This is a genomic window from Polyangium spumosum (assembly GCF_009649845.1).
Lineage (GTDB): Bacteria > Myxococcota_A > Polyangia > Polyangiales > Polyangiaceae > Polyangium > Polyangium spumosum.
Window position 1 is genome coordinate 1093030 of record NZ_WJIE01000001.1, and the last position, 16874, is coordinate 1109903.

Consider the following 16874-nt stretch of genomic DNA (forward strand, 5'->3'; position numbering starts at 1 on the left):
AGAGCGCGTTCACTGCGGGATGCCGAGCCGGCCGTGATCCACGCGCAGGTTCGAGAGCGCCCGCGCGACCACGTCCGCCAGAGGACGGCCCCGGGGGATGATCTCCCCTTCCACGCCCCCGGGACGATCAAACGACCACACGAGCACGGAGCCCGCAGCATCCCAGGGCACGAAACGCGTGCGCCCGCGCAGCGGCATGTTGCCCACGATCTCGCGCCGCGCGACGTCGAGCGCCGCCACACGATCCGCCGAGAGCAGGAGCATGGAGCGGCCGTCCGGCGCGACGGAGACGTCCTCCCAGACCGTGGCCGCCGAGGCCTCGAGCACACGCTCGGGGCCCTGCGCGTGGAGCACGACGACGCCCGTGTCGTCCGCATACACGAGCTCGCCCGGCCGAGGCCCGTCGGCGAGCGCCGTCGCGCGCGGGCTCGCGTACCCGAGCACCCGGACCTCCGCCGTCGCCTCGTCGATCCGCGCGACCGCGCCGGAGCTCACCGCGATCCACAGGCCCGCCGAAGCCCCGCCACGCGCGGCGCTCGGGCGCACGTCGTACACGTAGCCGTCCGCAGAGGCCATCACGCGCGGCGTGGGTGAGGCGCCGTCGAGGGACGTCACCACGAGCGCGCCGTCGAGCCGCTGCGTGAAGAGAGCGCGGCACACCTCGTCCACGGCGAGGACGAGGCCCGGCTCGCGAGCGACCTTCCCGATCGTGGCGCCGCTGCGAGCGTCGAACACGTGCCACGTGTCGCCCTCGCGCGCCCACGCGGCGACGCGGCCGTCCTGGCAGCGGCGCAGGAGGTTGCCCTTGCGGCCGAGCTCGCGCTTGCCATCGGCGATGCGGTAGAAGCGGACCTCGTCGTCCACCTGGAACGCGACGACGTCATTGCTCTCGCGCACCACGGCGAGGACCGAGCTCGTCTTCGAGGGCTCGCCCTCATGGCCGCGCTCGTCCGCGCCGCGGAACTGCACGAGTGGCTCGATCGCGCTCGTGGCGCCGGCGAGCAGCACGAGGTCGGCGGTCACGACGCTGCCGTCCTCGAGGCGATGGCCGCCGAGCAGATCACGCGGGCCGATGGGGACACGCGCGAGCTCGGGGACCTCGTCCCGCGAGGTGATGAGCCGCGGGCGCCTGGGGCGAGGCGCAGGCGCGCAAGGAGCGCCCTTCGGAGGCGTATCGCCGGGCGCGCGTCCGCCGCGGCGGAGGTAGTGGTACCGGCCGGTGAGGGCCTTGTCGGGGCTCGTGGGGTCGGCGCCGCAGATCGCGACGTCGAGGCCACCTTCGTCCCAGCGAAGGGACGAGGGCGCCTCGACGCTCTCGCCGCGGAAGAGGGGCGCGTCGAGCCGCGCGGGATCGAAGATCTCGAAGGCGCCGAGCTCGGCGAGGGCGAGCAACGGCTCACGCGGGCCGAAGCGCGCGAGGATGGGCGCGCTCGTCGCCTTCACCTCGCTCGTCGTGCCGTCGGCCGATCGCCAGATCACGAGCCTCGATCCGGACGCGGCCGCGACGAGGGATCCATCCGGCGAGACGTCGAGCACGATGCCCTGGAACGGGTGCGTGGTGACCTCCCCGGGCCGGCGGAGATCCCAGCGCAAGAGCCCACTCTCCGAAGGGCACGCGAGCACGGGCGCCGCGTCCGCGACCTCGAGCGCGCCCGTGCAACGACGCGGCGCGATGGCCGCGAGCTCGACCTCGCCGTCGGGTCGTAGCCGGAAGATACGCACCTCGCCCGTCACCGAACGCGTGGCGAGCGCCGTGTCGAAGGGGAGCGGGACACGCTCGACGAACGGCGCGTCGTGAGGGCGCACGACGAGCGTGCGTGGATGCAGCTCCGCTCGCTCGGGCGGCGCTTCGCCCTCGGGCGTGGCCTGGTAGAACGGGTCGAAGTGCAGATCGACGACGACGAGCCGCGTGGATCCTTGTGTCGCGACGAGCCACCGATCGTCCCAAGGGAACACCGGGTTCGTCGAGGGCTCGAGCGTGAGGAACTGCGCGCGCGGCAGGCCCGATCCCGCGCGGAGCAGGTCGAGCGGCAGCGCCGGATCCTCCGCGCCGAACTCGATGGCCTCGGCGATCCAGGCCGCGCGCTGGTACGGGTCGTCGACGCGGCGTGACCGGAAGAGGACGTCGGCCACGTAGGCGCGCTCTTCGGCCTCGAGGCGCGCTCGCTCGGCGCGCGCTTGCCGATCGTCGATCGCGCGTTTCCCCACGACCGCAGAGGCGAGCAGCGCGAGCAAGAGCACGAGCGAGGCGCCCTTCATGATCTTGCGCCGCCGCGCGAGGCGACGGCTCCTCGTGACGAGCTGGCGTTCGAGCGTGGTGAGCGAGCCACGCGTCCAGGTGGGCCTGCGCTCGACCTCCTCGAAGAGCCAGCCCGTGAGCAGGAAGTCCGGGTGGTACGCCGCTCGATCCCAGGCGATCGCCGCGTCGCGCAGCCGCTCGAGGAAGACGAGCCGCTCGGCCTCGCGGCTGCGCACCTGCTCGACCCGCGGCAGCACGGCGATCGAAGGGTGCGAGAGCTCGACGCGGCCGTCGCGCCGCCGGACGAGGCCCTCGCGCTCGAGGCGCAAGATCACGCGCCGCGCGAGCGCGCCGTCGTCGCCGAGGACCGTGACGAGCTCCTCCTCGTCCCAGCGAAGGGGTCCGTGATCGGTCGTCGAGAGCCGCAAGACCGCCTCGATCGCGATCTCGCGTGACGCGTCGTCGAGCGAGAGGAAGAGCTCTTCGGCGTGCGCGGCGAGCGCGCCGACGAGCCCGCCGAGCTTCTGCCACTTCTCCGCGGAGAGCACGAGGCCCGCGCGTTTCCCCCAGAGCGCCGCGAGCGCGAGCGCGCAGAGCGGCAGACGATCATCCGCGCCGCGGAGCTCACGCTGCATGTCGGCCACGATCGCGTCCGCGCCGATCACCCGCGCGCCCGCGAGCCGCGCGGGCCCGGTCACGATGTCGAGCACGGCCGCGGCCGGCGGAGGGCCCACGAAGCGCAGCGCCGCGCGCAGAGCGGCGAAGGGCGACGCCGGGTTCGCGAGGCTCGTGACGTCCTTCTCGCCGAGCGTCGAGAGCGCGCGTAGCCCCGGCCGCTCGCCGCCCTCCGCGAGATCGGCGAGCAGGCGCGCGAGCCGCGTGTTCGTGCCTTCCGGCGCGGCGAGCGCCTCCTCCAGCGGATCGACGAGCAAGACGACACCCACGGCCGAGCTCGCGGCGTGGCGCGTGATCTCCTCCGACGAAGCGCCGGCGAGGGCCGGATCGAGCGCGCCGAGCGCCGCGTCGAGCGCTCGATCGGGGTGCTCGCCCGGCCGAACGCAGAGCGTGATCCAGTCGTCCTTGCCGTCCACCGCGGCGCGCGCGAGGTGCGGGACGAGGCCGGCCCGCGCGAGCGACGACTTGCCCGCCCCGCGTGGCCCGTACAGCACCAGCGCCGGTTCGAACGCGAGCTCGCGGCCGAGGCGCGCGACGTCGTCGTCGCGCCCGAAGAGCTGCCCCTCGGCCTCCTTCGGCAGCGGCACGAGCCCGGCGTACGGCGGATCCATCACGCCGTACGGTCGCTCCCACGCCTCGTCGAAGAGCGCGGCGAGCTTGCCCGGCGTCACGCCTCGTTGCTGCGGATCCACGGACAGCAGGCGGACGAGCAGCGCCACGAGCCCGCGCGGCAGGCCCGCCGGATCGGCCGCGAGATCCCGCAGCCGGCCGCGGAGCGTCGCGTCGCGCAGATCGGAGAACCACGCGCTCATCGCCGAGGGATCGGAGAGCTCCGTCGGCTCGTCCGCGACGTCCTCGTACGGCATGCGCCCCGTCGCGAGCTTCACGATCGTGGCGGCGAGGGCGTACGCGTCGGCCGCGGGCGTGGGCTCGGCGAGCTCGAGGATCTCGGGCGCCATGTACCCCGGCGTGCCCACGACGGCGCGGCCCGAGCTCTGCGCGCGGGTGGAAGGAGAGCGCGACGGCGCGTGCGGGAGCGACGCGCGTTCGTCCTGCGCTGCGACGAACGCCGCCGTCTCGAGCCCCTCGCCGTCGGCGAGCATCGGCGGCGCGACCTCGGGCGCCTTCGATCCGGACCGCCGCGAGATGCCGAAGTCGAGCACCTTGAGCGCGCCGTCGTTCGAGAGGAACAGGTTCGCCGGCTTGAGATCGAGGTGCACCACGCCCCGCGCGTGGATCACGTCGAGCGCCGCCGCCGCCCTTCGCGCCCAGCCGAGCACGCGCCGCCAGGGCACGCGCCTCCGCTCGCGCAGCACGTCCGCGAGGTTCTTGCCCTCGAGCAGCTCCATCGCGACGAACGGGAGCGGCTCCGGCTCGCGCAGCACGCCGGCCGCGTAGATCGTCACGAGCGCGGGGTGCCGGAACGAGGCGAGCAGCTTCGCCTCCTCGGCCCAGTGCGCGGCGTCGTACGCCGTCCGCAAGAGGAGCTTCAGCGCGAGCGTGCGCAGCGGCGCGCCGTCGGGCAAGAGCTCCTCGGCCCGCCACACGTCGCCGAACCCGCCACGACCGAGCCGCTCGAGGAGCAAGAACCGCCCGTCGAGGAGCTCACCCGAGGCGTATTCCCGCGGCGCTCTTGCGCTCATGTTGGGACTACGACGCGGCCTTCTGCTTCGCGAAATGCTCGGCGTGGGCCATCGCGACCTCGGCCTCCTCGAAGAGCTCGTCCGACTTCGCGGCCTCCTTGCCGTCTCGCTCGGCCTCCCAGCAGAAGCCGCGCCGCTCTCCCGGGGCCTCGGGCTTCCACGTGAGCTTGAGCTTGTAGCCGTCCAGCTCGGCCACGTACGTCCCGTCGTGCTCCCGCTGCCAGATCGAAACCGTCGCGTGAAGATGCATCCCTACCTCGTTCAGCAGGCCCCGCGCCTCGTCCTCAGGAAGCTCGCTCCATCACGAGCCGCAAGAGGGGCGGGAGCCTTCGTACGTCGCACGGCACCTTGATGGAAGGGCCTCCGACCACCGAGCTCATGAGGCACGTCCCGGCGCGCGGCAAGTGCTCCATCCAGAACACATCGAACCTCTCCTCGTGCGCCACGCGCCGCAAGAACGGCTCGAGCGGCAGCACGAGCCCCTCGCGCCACCGCGCGAGGTACGTCACGTTCGCCAGGCGCATCGGGCTGTTCAGCCCGAGCCGCCTCCGTGTCCCCGTGTTGAACGCGCCCGTGTGGTCGATGAACTCGACCGTCTGCAGATCGCCGTAGAGATCCGGCTCCGTCTTCTCGACCGTGACGAGCGTCCACGCGCAGAGCGGCCGGAGCGCCCGGAGCAAGGTGCGCGTCATCTGCTCGAACTCGGGCAGATCGGCGGCCGCGCGCGCCTCGTTGTAGTGCCCGTGCGCGAAGCTGTTGCGCTCGACCTGCATCAGGTTCGAGAGCGTCTCGAACGTCTGGTTCTGCGAGAGCCTGACGCCGAGCACGTCCCGCACGAGCGCGCCGATCGGATCGTCGCGCCCGTCGAAGCCCTTCGCCGCCGCCCGCGCGATCTCCCGCCAGGTCCCGAGCGCGAAGCCGTCGCGGCTGCCGTGCCGCCGGTAGAGCTCGACCATCGCGTCGAACCCCGGCGCCGGCTCGGCCGCGCCCTCGGCGGGCCTGCGCGCGAAGTACGCCGAGAGCAGCACCGTCGCGATGAAGCGCCACGTGCCCTCGAGTACGTCGAAGAGCATCTTCACCCGCTCGATCGCGCTCGACGCGGCGATCGCGGCGTGCACGCGGCCCGAGATCGGATACGGCAGCCCGCCGCTGAGCGCCGAGAGCACCCCGTGTGGATCGGCGCACTCGCGCGCGAGCTCCTGCGCTCGCGTCTGCACGTCGCCGTGCAGGACCTCCCACGAGAGCGTGCGCGGCAGCTCCACCTTGCCGTCGAGGATCGGCGGGCGCGCGTGCCAGTCACACTGCACCGCGCTGCCCAGCGCGACCGCGTCCACCTTCCGCGTCACGCACGCCGCCACGACGCCCGGCGCGAGCGGCGCGACGACCGCCGCTTGCCCCGCGTGCGTGGCCGCGACAGCCGCGAGCTCCTTCTCCAGCGCCGCCACCACGTGGGGCCCCACCGCCGAGAGCGCCTTCTGCTCCTCGATCGCGAAGAGCAGCGTCGTCCGCTTCGTGTCGATCGACGCGCCGAGCACCTCCGGCACGCTCGAGATCCGCGCGCCCGGCACGCTCGAGCGTAGCGCCGCGACCGCTTGCCCCGACGTCTCCGAGAACGCCGTCATCGCGTGCAGCGCGAGCTCGAGCTCGCGCCCCGCGTCGCTCCCGTCGCCGGAGAGCGTCCAGTACCCGCACGAGAACGAGCGCCCATCGGCCACGCGGAGCAGCGACGCCGCCGCCGCGCGCCCCTTCTCCGCGACCTCCGCGGCCTCGCCCGCGACGAGCACCACCGCCGTCTCCTCGACGAGGCCCACCGCCAGGCTCGGCGAGGCGCGGTGCAGCGCCACCGCGGCGAGCGCGCCCGGCGGATACTCCGCGCCCCCGCTGCCTGGCCGCGCCCCCGACGGCTGCGTCTTCACGCAGAGCAACGCGCCCGTGCGCTTGCGCTGCAAGAACGTCGCGATCTCCTGCTCGAGCCCCGCGCGACCGAGCAGCCCCGTCGTCGGATCCACCGTCCCCGCGGGCACCGTCGGCGTCACGTAGCGCCGATCCACCATCGTCGCGCGCATGCCTCCGACCTGCACGAACGTCCCGTGCACGAGCGCGCCCTCCTCCCCTCGCCCGAGCGCGTGCGCGCCGACCTGCACGGGCACGCTGCACTCGGTGCGACGCCTGAGCCACCAGCGCACGCCGTCGTGCCGCAGCGTCGCCGCCAGGCGCGAGGCCACGTCGGGGTAGACGAGCTCGTTGCGCTCGTCGCCCACCCGCTCCACGCGCCCGAGCCGCAGCACGCCCACGGGCTCGAGCCGGAGCTCGAACAAGCCGCCGTCCCGGGTCTCGACGCGTAGCCGATCGGGCGCGTTCACCTCGCCGCGCCAGAGCGAAAACGCGGGCGACGCGCTCAGCCACAACGTCGCGCCTCCCACGGTGTACGTCCGCAGCTCCGCGCCCGGCGCCTCCGCGCCGCTGTCGCTCTTCGCGGACGGCGCCTCGACGTCACCCGGCGCCGTCGGCCCTGGCCGCACGTTCATCGGCGTGTCCGCCTCCGACGTCGGCAGCGGCGCGCGGGGCGGCGGCGCCTCGCCCGCGCCCGCCGGACCAAACGCTTGCGAGCGCTCGAGATCCGGCGCGGCCTCCAGCAAGGCCGTGAGGAACGCCTCGGCCGTCGTGAACCTCGCGTCGCGCTCCCGCGCCATGGCGCGCCGCACCACGCGCCCGATCGCCTCGGGCAGCCCGGGCACGAGGGTCCCGAGATCGGGCGGATCCTTGTGGCAGATCGCGATCACCAGCCGCGCGAACGTCGGCTCCGAGAACGGCGGCGCCCCGGCGAGCGCCTCGTACAGGATCGCGCCCATCGACCAGATGTCCGTGCGCGGATCGATGTCGTCGAGCGCCTCGATCTGCTCGGGCGACATGTAAAACGGCGTCCCGACCGGCGTCCCCACGCGCGTCAGCGGATCCTGCGCCGACAGGCCCGACGGCGTCACGAGCTCCGCCTCGCCGCCGAGCACCTTCGAAAGGCCGAAGTCGACGATCTTGACGAGCGTCTTTCCGTCGTCGGCCGAGGCGAGGAAGACGTTCTGCGGCTTCAGATCCCGGTGCACCACGCCCGCCGCGTGCGCGCGCCTGAGCCCGCGCAGCGCCTGCGCCGCGATCGCCACGGCCTCGGACACGCTCATCCGACCGCGGCGCCGGAGGCGCGTCGCCAGGTCCTCGCCTTGCAACAGCTCCATCACGAGGAACGGCTCGCCGGCCTCTGTCTCGCCCGTGTCGAAGATCTGCACGATGTGCGCGCTCTCGACCGCCGACACCGCGCGCGCCTCCCTGTGGAAACGCGCCCGCACCGAAGCGTCCGCGCCTGCCGGCGTGCGGAGGAACTTGAGGGCGACGCGCTTGCCGATCGCGACGTTTTGCGCCTCGTAGACGCTCCCCATCCCGCCGCGCCCGATGAGGCGCAGGACCCTGTATTTCCCGGCGGCAAGCGTGCCGATCCGGGGGTCCGTCCCGCTGCTCTCCGCCGTCACACGTAGGCCCGTCCCTGCGCGGCTCCGTGCCGCCACTGCGTATCGGGCCACCATTCACCCTTCGAGGTCAACGGCATAGTGGCCGGGACCTCCGGAGGACGACCGGAACCCCAACGTGTTGACCTCCAGGTCGTGGGGGGGAGGACCAGAACCTCAACGTGTTGACCTTCCGGTCGTGGGGGGGACCTCCGGAACCTCAACGTGTTGACCTCCAGGTCGTGGGGGGGACCTCCGGAACCTCGACGCGGTGGACCTGCGCAAGTGGGAGGGACTTCCGGTATGCTCCTCGGTCGTCGGTGGGATGGGAACGCCCCCGCCGCGACGTTGTCAGGAGCCGTATGGGAGACACGCACAAGAACCTGGTCTTCTCGATCCCCCTGCCCGGAGGCCGTGTCGCGCGGGTGCCGATCGACGTGCTCGAGCAATACGTCGACCCGAGCGCGCGCCTCGCGCACGGCGCCGCCGAGGCCGAGGAGGACGTGACCGCTCATTCGATGTCGGTCGACCCCACGACCGGCGCCAGCATCTGGCACACCGACTGGGAGCTCGGGCAATGCGACTACACGGACGAGAACGGCTTTCCGCAGTCCGCCTACGCCTGGCACCGCCACCCGCTCGGCAACGAGTACACCGAAATCTACCAGAAGTGAGCCCGCGCCTTCGCCTCCCCGTCCTCGTCGCGCTCGCCTTCACCGCCTGCATCGAGCCGGGGTATCCGCTCGCGCCGAACGGGCAGGTCGACATCCGCGTCCACGTCGCGGGCTCCCTCTTCGCCGCCGACATGCTCGACGCCGAAGGCAAACCCGTCCTGCCGCGCCAGAAACCCTCCGAGACCGGCGTCACCTTGTTCCTCGCCGAGGGCGGCGCGCCCGCGTACGGCGGGTTCGTCACGGTCCGCGTCGACCCGCCCGAGGCCCTCGTCCTCCGGCCCTACCCCGAGGAGAACACGAGCCCCACGTGCCGCGAGATCGAAGGCGCGTTCCGGTGCACCGCGTCGAGCGAGGGCTACGCGCGTTTTGTCGTCGCCTCCGAGAGCGACTGGTCCGGCGAGGCCTCGATCCTCGTGAGCTGGGCCGAGCAAACGAAGGAAGAGGCCGTCGAGATCCTGCCCGCGGGCCTGCCCGCGTCCGCGACGAACTTCACGATGCTCGTCGCCGGCCTCGACGAGTCCCTCGACGGCGCGCGGGTCCTGCCGACCTTCCTCGCGCTCACGTGCACCGTCGGCCCGCTGCCCGATGATCTCGGCTCCAAGTGGCGGCCCGGCGCCATCCGCTCCCGCGAGGCCTACGTCCGCGCCACGCCGCCCTCGAACGCGCCCGGCGTCGTCGAGGACGCGCCCGTCATCGTCGAGTCGCTCTTCAGCGAGGCCGCCCTCTCCACCACGGAAGACTGCGCCGAGCGCCGCACGCGCCTGCGTGTCCTGCTCGGCCCGACCGGCGAGAGCGAGCGCTTCCACCTCTGCTTCAGCGACATCGGCGGCGAGGCCAACTTCGCGGTCACCTCGGGCCAGAAGCAGATCGATCCGGGCCCGAGGGTCGTCGTCGATCCGGAGCCGCGCCTGCTCCGCGTGCGCGCGCTCCAGAGCACCGCCACCATCGGCTTCGAGGCCGACCTCTTCGAGGTCAGCGCCTTCGACGTGAACCGCGTCCGCATGAAGATGCCGGTCGATCTACGCGTCGAAGGCAGCGAGCACCTCGCCATCGAGCAGGCCAGCGTGACGCTGCAGGAAGAGCCGGATCCCGCCACGGTCATCCCCGCCTTGCCCAAGTCCGAAGGCGCGGCCCGCCTCCACGTCACGCCCCGCCTCCTCTCGGCCCCCGACTGCGTCTCCGACCCGATCAACGTCGTCGCCGAAGTGCCCTGACGGCGCGCGGATCCACCCGAGCGAAACCCCCATGCGACAAGCCCCCCGCCCCGCCCGTGCCCCGTGGTCGCGCGCCCTCGCGCTCTTCGGAATCGCCGCCTCGCTCTCGTTCGTGGGCCCCGTGATCGCGCAGGAGGACGACGACGGCGGCGGCGACGAGCCCGGGACGACGACGACGACCGTGAACACCCCCTCGGGCTCGGCGCCGATGCCCGCGGATTTCAGCGGCAGCCTCCAGATCGTCCGGGGCCCCGCGACCGCAAACGGCGGCGCCACGCCCGGCACCGCGCCCGAGATCTTCCCCGAGGCGAGCCGCGTGTTCATGAGCGTGCGCGACACCGACCCCGTGCCGATCGAGACGGCGCGCCGCGGCGGCCCGTGGCTCTGCTCGACGGGGCAATGCACGACGACGCTCGGCGACGCCGGCCAGAGCCGCATCGGCGACGACATGCTCCGCTCGATCAAGCTGCAGACGCCCACGCTCCCGTTGCCGCTCACCATCTGGGGTCGGCTCGACGAGCAGGGCCGCCGCACGCTCGACTTCGACCCGGTCCTGCTCAGCCGCCGCGACTACCGCCACGTCTGCGCCTACCCGCCCGTCGCCCCGGACGACAAGAGCGGCGGGCGCAAGGTCGAAAAGGCCCCGCTCTGCCGCGACAGCGTGCCCGTCCCGCCTCAACCCGACTCGGGCGAGGTGCTGCTCGGCTTGCAGTGGCCGAAGCAGTCCGAGATGGCCGACTTCCGCTACCTCGCCATCGTCGATAGCTGCGGCAACGCCCGCGTCCAGCCCTTCCAGCGCACCTTCACCGTGCCCGTCTTCGAGGTCGCCTCCGGCGGCTGCGGCAAGGCCGACGGCAAGGTCCTGCGTATCTTCCCGAGCGGCGGCTGGCTCCGCGTCACCGCGTTCAACCTGGAGAACACCGCCGCCGCGACCGTCGTCAACGCCACCTACCGCGTCTCGGTCCCGCCGCTCGAGAACCTCGTCGAGTCGAACCCGGCGCGTATGCTCTTCCCCGATCCGCAGCTCGAGGACCTCAAGGTCGACTGCGGCCCCGCGATGCGCAAGCCCGGAGGTCCCCCCTCGGGTCCGCCCTCGCGCACGCCCCCGCCGGGCTTCACGCCGAAGGCCCCCGCCGCGGCGCCGAAGCCCACCACGCCGAAGCCCGGCGACAAACCGGCGGTCCAGGCCGCGGCGCAGACGCCCACGCCGGCGAGGCCCGCGCCCGTCGCCCCCAAACCCTCGCCGATGGGCCCGCCGCGGCCCTCGCTCCCGAGGAAGGCCACCGCGCCCGCGGGCCCCGGGCCGCAGCCGCTCGCGCACGTGTCGCTCGTCATCGCGCCCGAGCCGCTCCGGCAAGGCGTTTGTCGCGTCCGCATGATGGGCTCGACCAAGGGGCGCCTCGTCGCCCCGCTCGCGCTCTACGTCTCGCTCACGCGCACCGATCGCACCTCGAACGGCGCGCCGATCGAGCTCTTGAACGAGCACAAGTGGATCGTCACGCCGAACTCGGCCGAGTTCCAGCTCCCGCCCCTCGCCGAGAACTTCGACGGCGACTCGCGCCTGCGGCTCGCGGTCTACAGCGATCCGCTGAACACCGACGGAAAGGTCGTGCTCGTCTCGGACGCGACGCGCGTCGCGGCCTCCTTGCGCTCGGGCGGCGAGGCCGTCCCCGAGGCGGCGCGTAGGCTCATCGGCTCGGCCACCATCCACTCCGTCCCGCTCTGCGGCGAGGCGAACTTCGAGACCCTCGAGGCCGCCGGGAGCTGCCTCCGCGCCTACCTCACCATCCCGGCCATGCTGGCCACGCTCCAGATCACCCGCGCCCCCTGGCTCGAGCGCCCCCTCGTCACGCGCACCGTGCTCAGCGCCGTCGGCGTCGCCCTCGCCGTCGACAGCTACGACCCCGTCCGGCGCCGCGCCTTCCCCATCGCAGGCCAGCTCGGCGGCTCCATCCAGCAGCTCGGCGACGGCCGCGTGGGCCTGCTCGGCTACCTCGGCGTCGCCCCGACCATCCCGGTCCTCGGCGACGGCGGCAACACCACCTCCTTCGGCTTCCTCGCCGGCCTCGGCCTGTCCTACATCACGAACGAGAGCGGCCCCGACGAAGGCCTGAAGCCCGCCGCGTTCCTCTCCGTCGTCGTCCAGGTCGGCCAGGCCACCCCCCAGGCCTCCGCCTCGGGCAGGGCTGTGTTCGGAAGTTACCAGGGCGAGTGATAAGCTTGCGCACCACGTGAACGAAGGAGACCTCGTCGCCGGACGTTACCGACTCCTCCGCCCCATCGGACGGGGCGCGATGGGCACGGTCTGGGCGGGCCGGCACGAGCTGCTCGGGCGCGACTTCGCCCTCAAGTTCGCCACCCTGCCCGTCCGCGCCGGCCCCGAGGCGCGCGAGCGTTTCCTCCACGAAGCGCAGGCCATCGGCCGCCTGCGCCACCCCAACGTGGTCGACGTCGCGGACTTCGGCGAGGTCGCGCCCGGAGGCGGGCTCTACCTCGCGATGGAGCTGCTCGAGGGCCAGTCGCTCGCCGCGCGTATCGAGGAGCAAGGCGCGCTCCGCCCGTCCGAGGCCGCCGCGATCGCCGCCGAGATCGCGCGAGGCCTCTCCGCCGCGCACGCCGCCGGCATCGTCCACCGCGACATCAAGCCGGAGAACATCTTCCTGGCCCGAGGCGCACGCGGCGGCCTGGTGCCGAAGTTGCTCGACTTCGGCATCAGCAAGCAACGCTCCGACGAGGCGTCCCCCTCGACGAACGGCGCGCCCATCGGCACGCCCGCGTACATGAGCCCCGAGCAGGCGCTCGGCGAGCTCGACGTCGATCACCGCACCGACGTGTGGTCGCTCGGCGTCGTGTTGCACGAGATGCTCGCGGGGAAACACCCGTTCGTCGCGCCGAACTACCAGGCGCTCATGACCAAGATCGCCGAGTCGCCGCCCGCGCCGCTCGACGCGTCGGTGCCCGAGGTCGTGCGCGTGATCGTGTCGCGTTGCCTCCAGAAGAACCCGAGCGAGAGGTACACGGACGCCGACGCCCTCGCCGCCGCGCTCGAGGACGCGCTCGCCAGGATCGGCCCCCCCGCGGATGTTTCCATCGAGCGCTCGCGCGCCCTGCCTTCGTTGCGACCGCCCGGGAGCCCCGGCGCCGCGGACGCTCCCCCCTCGAGGCGTGGCCCCGCGCTCGCCGCGGCCCTGCTCGTCGCGATCGGCTTGCTCGCGGGCCTCGCCGTGATCGGCCTGCGCTCCGGCCGCGAAGCAGATCCCGCCCCGCCGCCGCCCGCTCCCAGCGCGATCACGACGACCGAAGGGATCCCCACGCCGCCTCGAACCCCACCCGCCGAGGCTCCGCCCAGCGCTTCGCCCCCGCCGACGAGCACCCAGGCTCCCCTCACGCCGCGCACCGCCAACGCCGTGACACGACCCCCCGCGGGATCGGCCTCGGGCAAGCCCTCGGTTCCGCTGGGGAAACGCCCCACGACGAACGTCAACGACCCGGGTTTCTGAGGCCCACCCGACCCCGGCAGGCGGCAAACCGTGTTACCATCACGACGAGGGTTCGGTTTGCGTCGGGTTTCCTTTCAGGCAGCGTGCGTGGGGATCGCCGTGCTCGCTGGTACGGTGGGGCCGGCGCACGCCCTGGCAAGCGGACCTCCCACGGCCGCGGAGCTCAAGGAAGCACGCGAGCAGTTCACGCGAGGCAGGCAGCTCGAAGACGAGGGCAAGTTCGCCGAAGCGCTCGCGCTGTTCCAGCGCGTGGGTCAGGTGAAGATGACCCCGCAGGTGCGCTTCCACATCGCGCTTTGCCTGGAGCACACCGGCAAGCTGGCCGACGCGCTGGAGACGTTCCGCCTCGCCGCCCGGGAGGCCAAACCCACGGCGCCCACCGTCGTGACCGAGGCGAACGAGCACATCGAAGCGCTCGAGAAGCGGGTGCCGACGCTGACGGTCGTGGTCACGGACGGCAGCCCAGGAGACGTGATCACGCTGGAGGGTCGGCCGGTGACGGCCGGGTCGGCGAACCGCGTGGACCCAGGGGCGTACACCCTCGTGTTGCGGCGCGACGGCGAGGTCACGCGCGAGCAACACGTCACCGTCGAGGAGGGCCAGACCTTGCGGGTCGAGCTCGCGACGACGGCCGACGTGGGCAAGCCCAGGCCCGGGCCCTCCTCGACGCAGCGCACGCTCGGCTTCGCGGCGCTTGGCCTCTCGGCGGCGTCGCTCGTGACGATGGGCGTGTTCATCGGGCTCCGCGCGGACAGGCTCTCGGACGTCGAGGCCGCCTGCCCCACGCTCACCGGCTGCGATCGCTCGGTCGCGCCGCTCGCGGAGGAGGGGGCCACGTACGCGACGCTCGTGAACGTGTTCGCCGGGCTCTCGGGCGCGGCGGCGGCCGCGGGCGTCGCGCTCTTGCTGACCGCGCCCGCCACGAGCACCCCGAGCGCGGGCTTGCGTCTGCAACCCGTGCTCGCTCCGGGCGTCGGGTTCGTGTCGATCGAAGGGAGGTTTTGATGCGGAAAACGAGGCGCGAGCGCTCACCTGTGTTCTGTCTCGGCTTGTGGCTCCTCGGGCTCGGTCCGGGTCTCGTCGCGTGCACGTTCCCGACGATCGATTACGTCGAGCAGGAGGTGGCCGCCGAGGCCCCGTGCGTGACGACGCCCAAATGCGCGAGCGACATCGACACCTGCGCGAAGCAGGCCGAGGGGCAACGCACGATGTGCATGTCGCAGTGCCAGAAGGGGCCGGTCGATATGGGCTTGAGCGCGGATTGCTCGACGTGCGAATCCACGCACGACACGGCCCTGAACATCTGCGTCGCGCAATGCGAGACCTGCAGCGCGGCCGATGGCTGCACGAACGCGACCGAGAGCTGCAGATCGCTGCTCGGCCTTCCGTGACGCGCGCGTCAACCACGCGTGACGGCTGTGTGTCAATCCTTTTCCGCCCGCGAAGGCGCGCGTGTTCGTCCTGCCAGCCCTCCTCGCGGGTCATCGCTGGTCACGGGAAAGACCAGCGTGCCCGGAAATATCCTTCAATGATTGATGAGGCCGGCGGTGGTCTCCGCAATGACCATCTCTCGACGGTGGAAATGGGCTGACGTGGACGGAAAAACGCGAAAGCCCCGACGTGCACGGGCACGCCGGGGCTCTTCGATCCGCCGGAAGACGACGTTTTACTCTTTCTTTTCTTCTTCTTCGTCGGGAGGCGTGGTCATCATGCCGAGGACCTTCGCGCCGGCCTGCTTGGCCCCGTCCAGCGCGGTGATCAGCCGCGCGTAGTTCGCCTTGTCGTCGGCGATGAAGAAGACGATCTTGTCGTCCTCTTTGCGCCGCTCGAGCTTCGTCTTCAGCTTGTCGACGTACTCTTCGTTCGTGACCTTGTCGAAGTTGATCCGGAAATCACCCTCGGTCCCGATACGAACGACGAGCTGATCGGGCGGCACTTCCGTGACCGTCTCGACCTTCTCCGTGTCGGGCACGCGCACGTCGAGGTTCTTCTCGAGCAACGGCGTGACGACCATGAAGATGATCAACAACACGAGCACGACGTCGACGAGCGGCGTGACGTTGATGTCGGAGTTCGGAGGATTGGCCGGCTTGATGGCCACCCTTCTCGTCTTTCTGCTCATCTCGCTTCCGCTCCGCTCGCTCTACTTCTGCTCTTCGACGCCGAGGGCCACGCTCTTCGCGCCCGCCTTCCGCGCCAGCTCCATGACCTCACGCACATCGCCGACGGTCAGCGCATCGTCGCCCTTCAGCAGGAGCTTTCGGCCCGGCTTCTCATCGAGCACGGCCTTCAAGGCGGGCGAGAAGCCCTCCTTGTCGTACTCGTCGCTCTCGATGTAGATGTGCCGGTCTTTCGTGACCGAGAGGATGATCGGATCAGCGTCCTTGTTCTCCTCGTCGATCGATTTGGACTGGGGCAACTTCACGTCCTTGCCACGCTGGAGCATGGGCGTGATGACCATGAAGATGATCAGCAGAACGAGCACCACGTCGACGAGCGGCGTGACGTTGATGTCGTTCTTTACGCTGCCCTTCTTGCCGCCTACTGCCATTCCCATGAGAACACCTACTCCCTCTCAAGGGTCGCCCCCGCTGCCACCGGGTGCGCCACGATCGCGGCGCACCCTCGAGCGAGGGCCGGCTTTTTAGGCCGCGGCCTCGCTCTCCTCGCCCTCTTCCTCCTCCTCGCTCGGCCCATCGGCGAGGCGACGCGCGACCAGATCGAGGAACTCGTTCGAGGCCTCCGAGATGTCGACCGCACGCGCGTCGACCCACCCCGCGAGGTAGTTGAACGCCATGACGGCCGGGATCGCCGTGAGGAGACCAAAGGCCGTCGTCAGGAGGGCCTCGGCGATACCGGCGGAGACCGTGCCGAGACCGCCGGAGCCGCTCGCCGCCATCTTCTCGAAGGCGGTGATGATGCCCATGGTCGTACCGAGCAGACCAACGAAGGGAGCCGTCGAGCCGACCGTCGCCAGCCAGCCGTGGCCACGCTTCAGGACCGCGAGCTCACGCGCCTGCTGACGCTCGAGCGCGCGCGCGACGGACTCGAAGCAGAGGTCCTTGTCACCGTGGACCGATCCCTTGTACGCGACGAGGCCCGCGCGGAGCGTGCGACCGAGGTACCCGATGTCCTTGCCGAACTTCGTGTCGGCCGCGGCATCGAGCCGGCCCGGACCGTCCGCGAGGAGCGAGGCGAGCTTCGAGGCGAACACCTTCGAGTCGGACATGCCCTTGAACGACACGAGAAGCCTCTCGCCGACGACTAGGAGGGACGTGACGCTCATGATGCCCATCACGATCACGACCAACCGGGCGAAAAGGCCCATTTCATGCCAGAGTCCACTCAGTGAAAAATCCATGGTCTCGGTCGCGCCTCCCTCGCGCGCTCAATGCCAGCGATAACCGTTTGAACAGACGATTACACGCCGAA

At 71.7% G+C, this 16874-nt stretch carries 12 protein-coding genes; 6 read left to right on the top strand and 6 right to left on the bottom strand.

All coding sequences use genetic code 11. The annotated features are described in order from the left end of the window. Positions 1–9: 9 nt before the first annotated feature. The 3 genes from GF068_RS04640 to GF068_RS04650 are packed head-to-tail and all read right to left on the bottom strand — an operon-like array spanning position 10 to position 8078. Entirely contained in the window at positions 10–4557 is a 4548-nt protein-coding gene (locus GF068_RS04640) for a serine/threonine-protein kinase (protein WP_153818033.1), read from the bottom strand. A 7-nt stretch (positions 4558–4564) separates the two neighbouring features. After that, positions 4565–4807 (bottom strand): hypothetical protein, encoded by a 243-nt coding sequence (locus GF068_RS04645; protein WP_153818034.1) that lies wholly within the window; start codon positions 4805–4807, stop codon positions 4565–4567. Between the two features lie 34 nt (positions 4808–4841). Next, positions 4842–8078, bottom strand: a complete 3237-nt coding sequence (locus GF068_RS04650; RefSeq protein WP_170319303.1) for a protein kinase domain-containing protein — start codon at positions 8076–8078, stop codon at positions 4842–4844. A gap of 338 nt (positions 8079–8416) precedes the next feature. Between GF068_RS04650 and GF068_RS04655 the strand changes: the two genes are divergently transcribed. The 6 genes from GF068_RS04655 (at position 8417) to GF068_RS04680 (ending at position 14833) form a co-directional block, all read left to right on the top strand. Beyond that, a complete protein-coding gene (locus GF068_RS04655) occupies positions 8417–8728 on the top strand; it encodes a hypothetical protein (protein ID WP_153818036.1) in 312 nt (103 codons plus the stop codon). Further along, the gene (locus GF068_RS04660; protein ID WP_153818037.1) at positions 8725–9942 is read left to right on the top strand and encodes a hypothetical protein; all 1218 of its coding nucleotides are present in this window, start codon (positions 8725–8727) and stop codon (positions 9940–9942) included. The genes GF068_RS04655 and GF068_RS04660 overlap by 4 nt, the downstream gene beginning before the upstream one ends. Before the next feature lie 31 nt (positions 9943–9973). After that, a complete protein-coding gene (locus tag GF068_RS04665; RefSeq protein ID WP_153818038.1) occupies positions 9974–12157 on the top strand; it encodes a hypothetical protein in 2184 nt (727 codons plus the stop codon). Positions 12158–12173: 16 nt separating this feature from the next. Continuing rightward, positions 12174–13442 carry a protein kinase domain-containing protein gene (locus GF068_RS04670; protein WP_153818039.1) on the top strand — a complete coding sequence of 423 codons (1269 nt, stop codon included), beginning with the start codon at positions 12174–12176 and terminating at the stop codon, positions 13440–13442. Positions 13443–13541: 99 nt separating this feature from the next. Then, positions 13542–14447, top strand: coding sequence for a hypothetical protein (locus tag GF068_RS04675; RefSeq protein ID WP_153818040.1), 906 nt, complete (start codon positions 13542–13544; stop codon positions 14445–14447). After that, positions 14447–14833, top strand: coding sequence for a hypothetical protein (locus GF068_RS04680; protein WP_153818041.1), 387 nt, complete (start codon positions 14447–14449; stop codon positions 14831–14833). Before GF068_RS04675 ends, GF068_RS04680 begins: the two co-directional genes overlap by 1 nt. A gap of 275 nt (positions 14834–15108) precedes the next feature. On the opposite strand, the gene GF068_RS04685 is transcribed toward GF068_RS04680, so the two are convergent. From GF068_RS04685 to GF068_RS04695, 3 genes are all read right to left on the bottom strand, one after another. Then, positions 15109–15564: an ExbD/TolR family protein gene (locus tag GF068_RS04685; protein ID WP_153818042.1), complete on the bottom strand. Its 456-nt coding sequence runs from the start codon at positions 15562–15564 to the stop codon at positions 15109–15111. Between the two features lie 21 nt (positions 15565–15585). After that, the gene (locus tag GF068_RS04690) at positions 15586–15999 is read right to left on the bottom strand and encodes an ExbD/TolR family protein (RefSeq protein WP_153818043.1); all 414 of its coding nucleotides are present in this window, start codon (positions 15997–15999) and stop codon (positions 15586–15588) included. An 87-nt stretch (positions 16000–16086) separates the two neighbouring features. Then, positions 16087–16803, bottom strand: coding sequence for a MotA/TolQ/ExbB proton channel family protein (locus GF068_RS04695; protein WP_153818044.1), 717 nt, complete (start codon positions 16801–16803; stop codon positions 16087–16089). Positions 16804–16874: the final 71 nt, after the last annotated feature.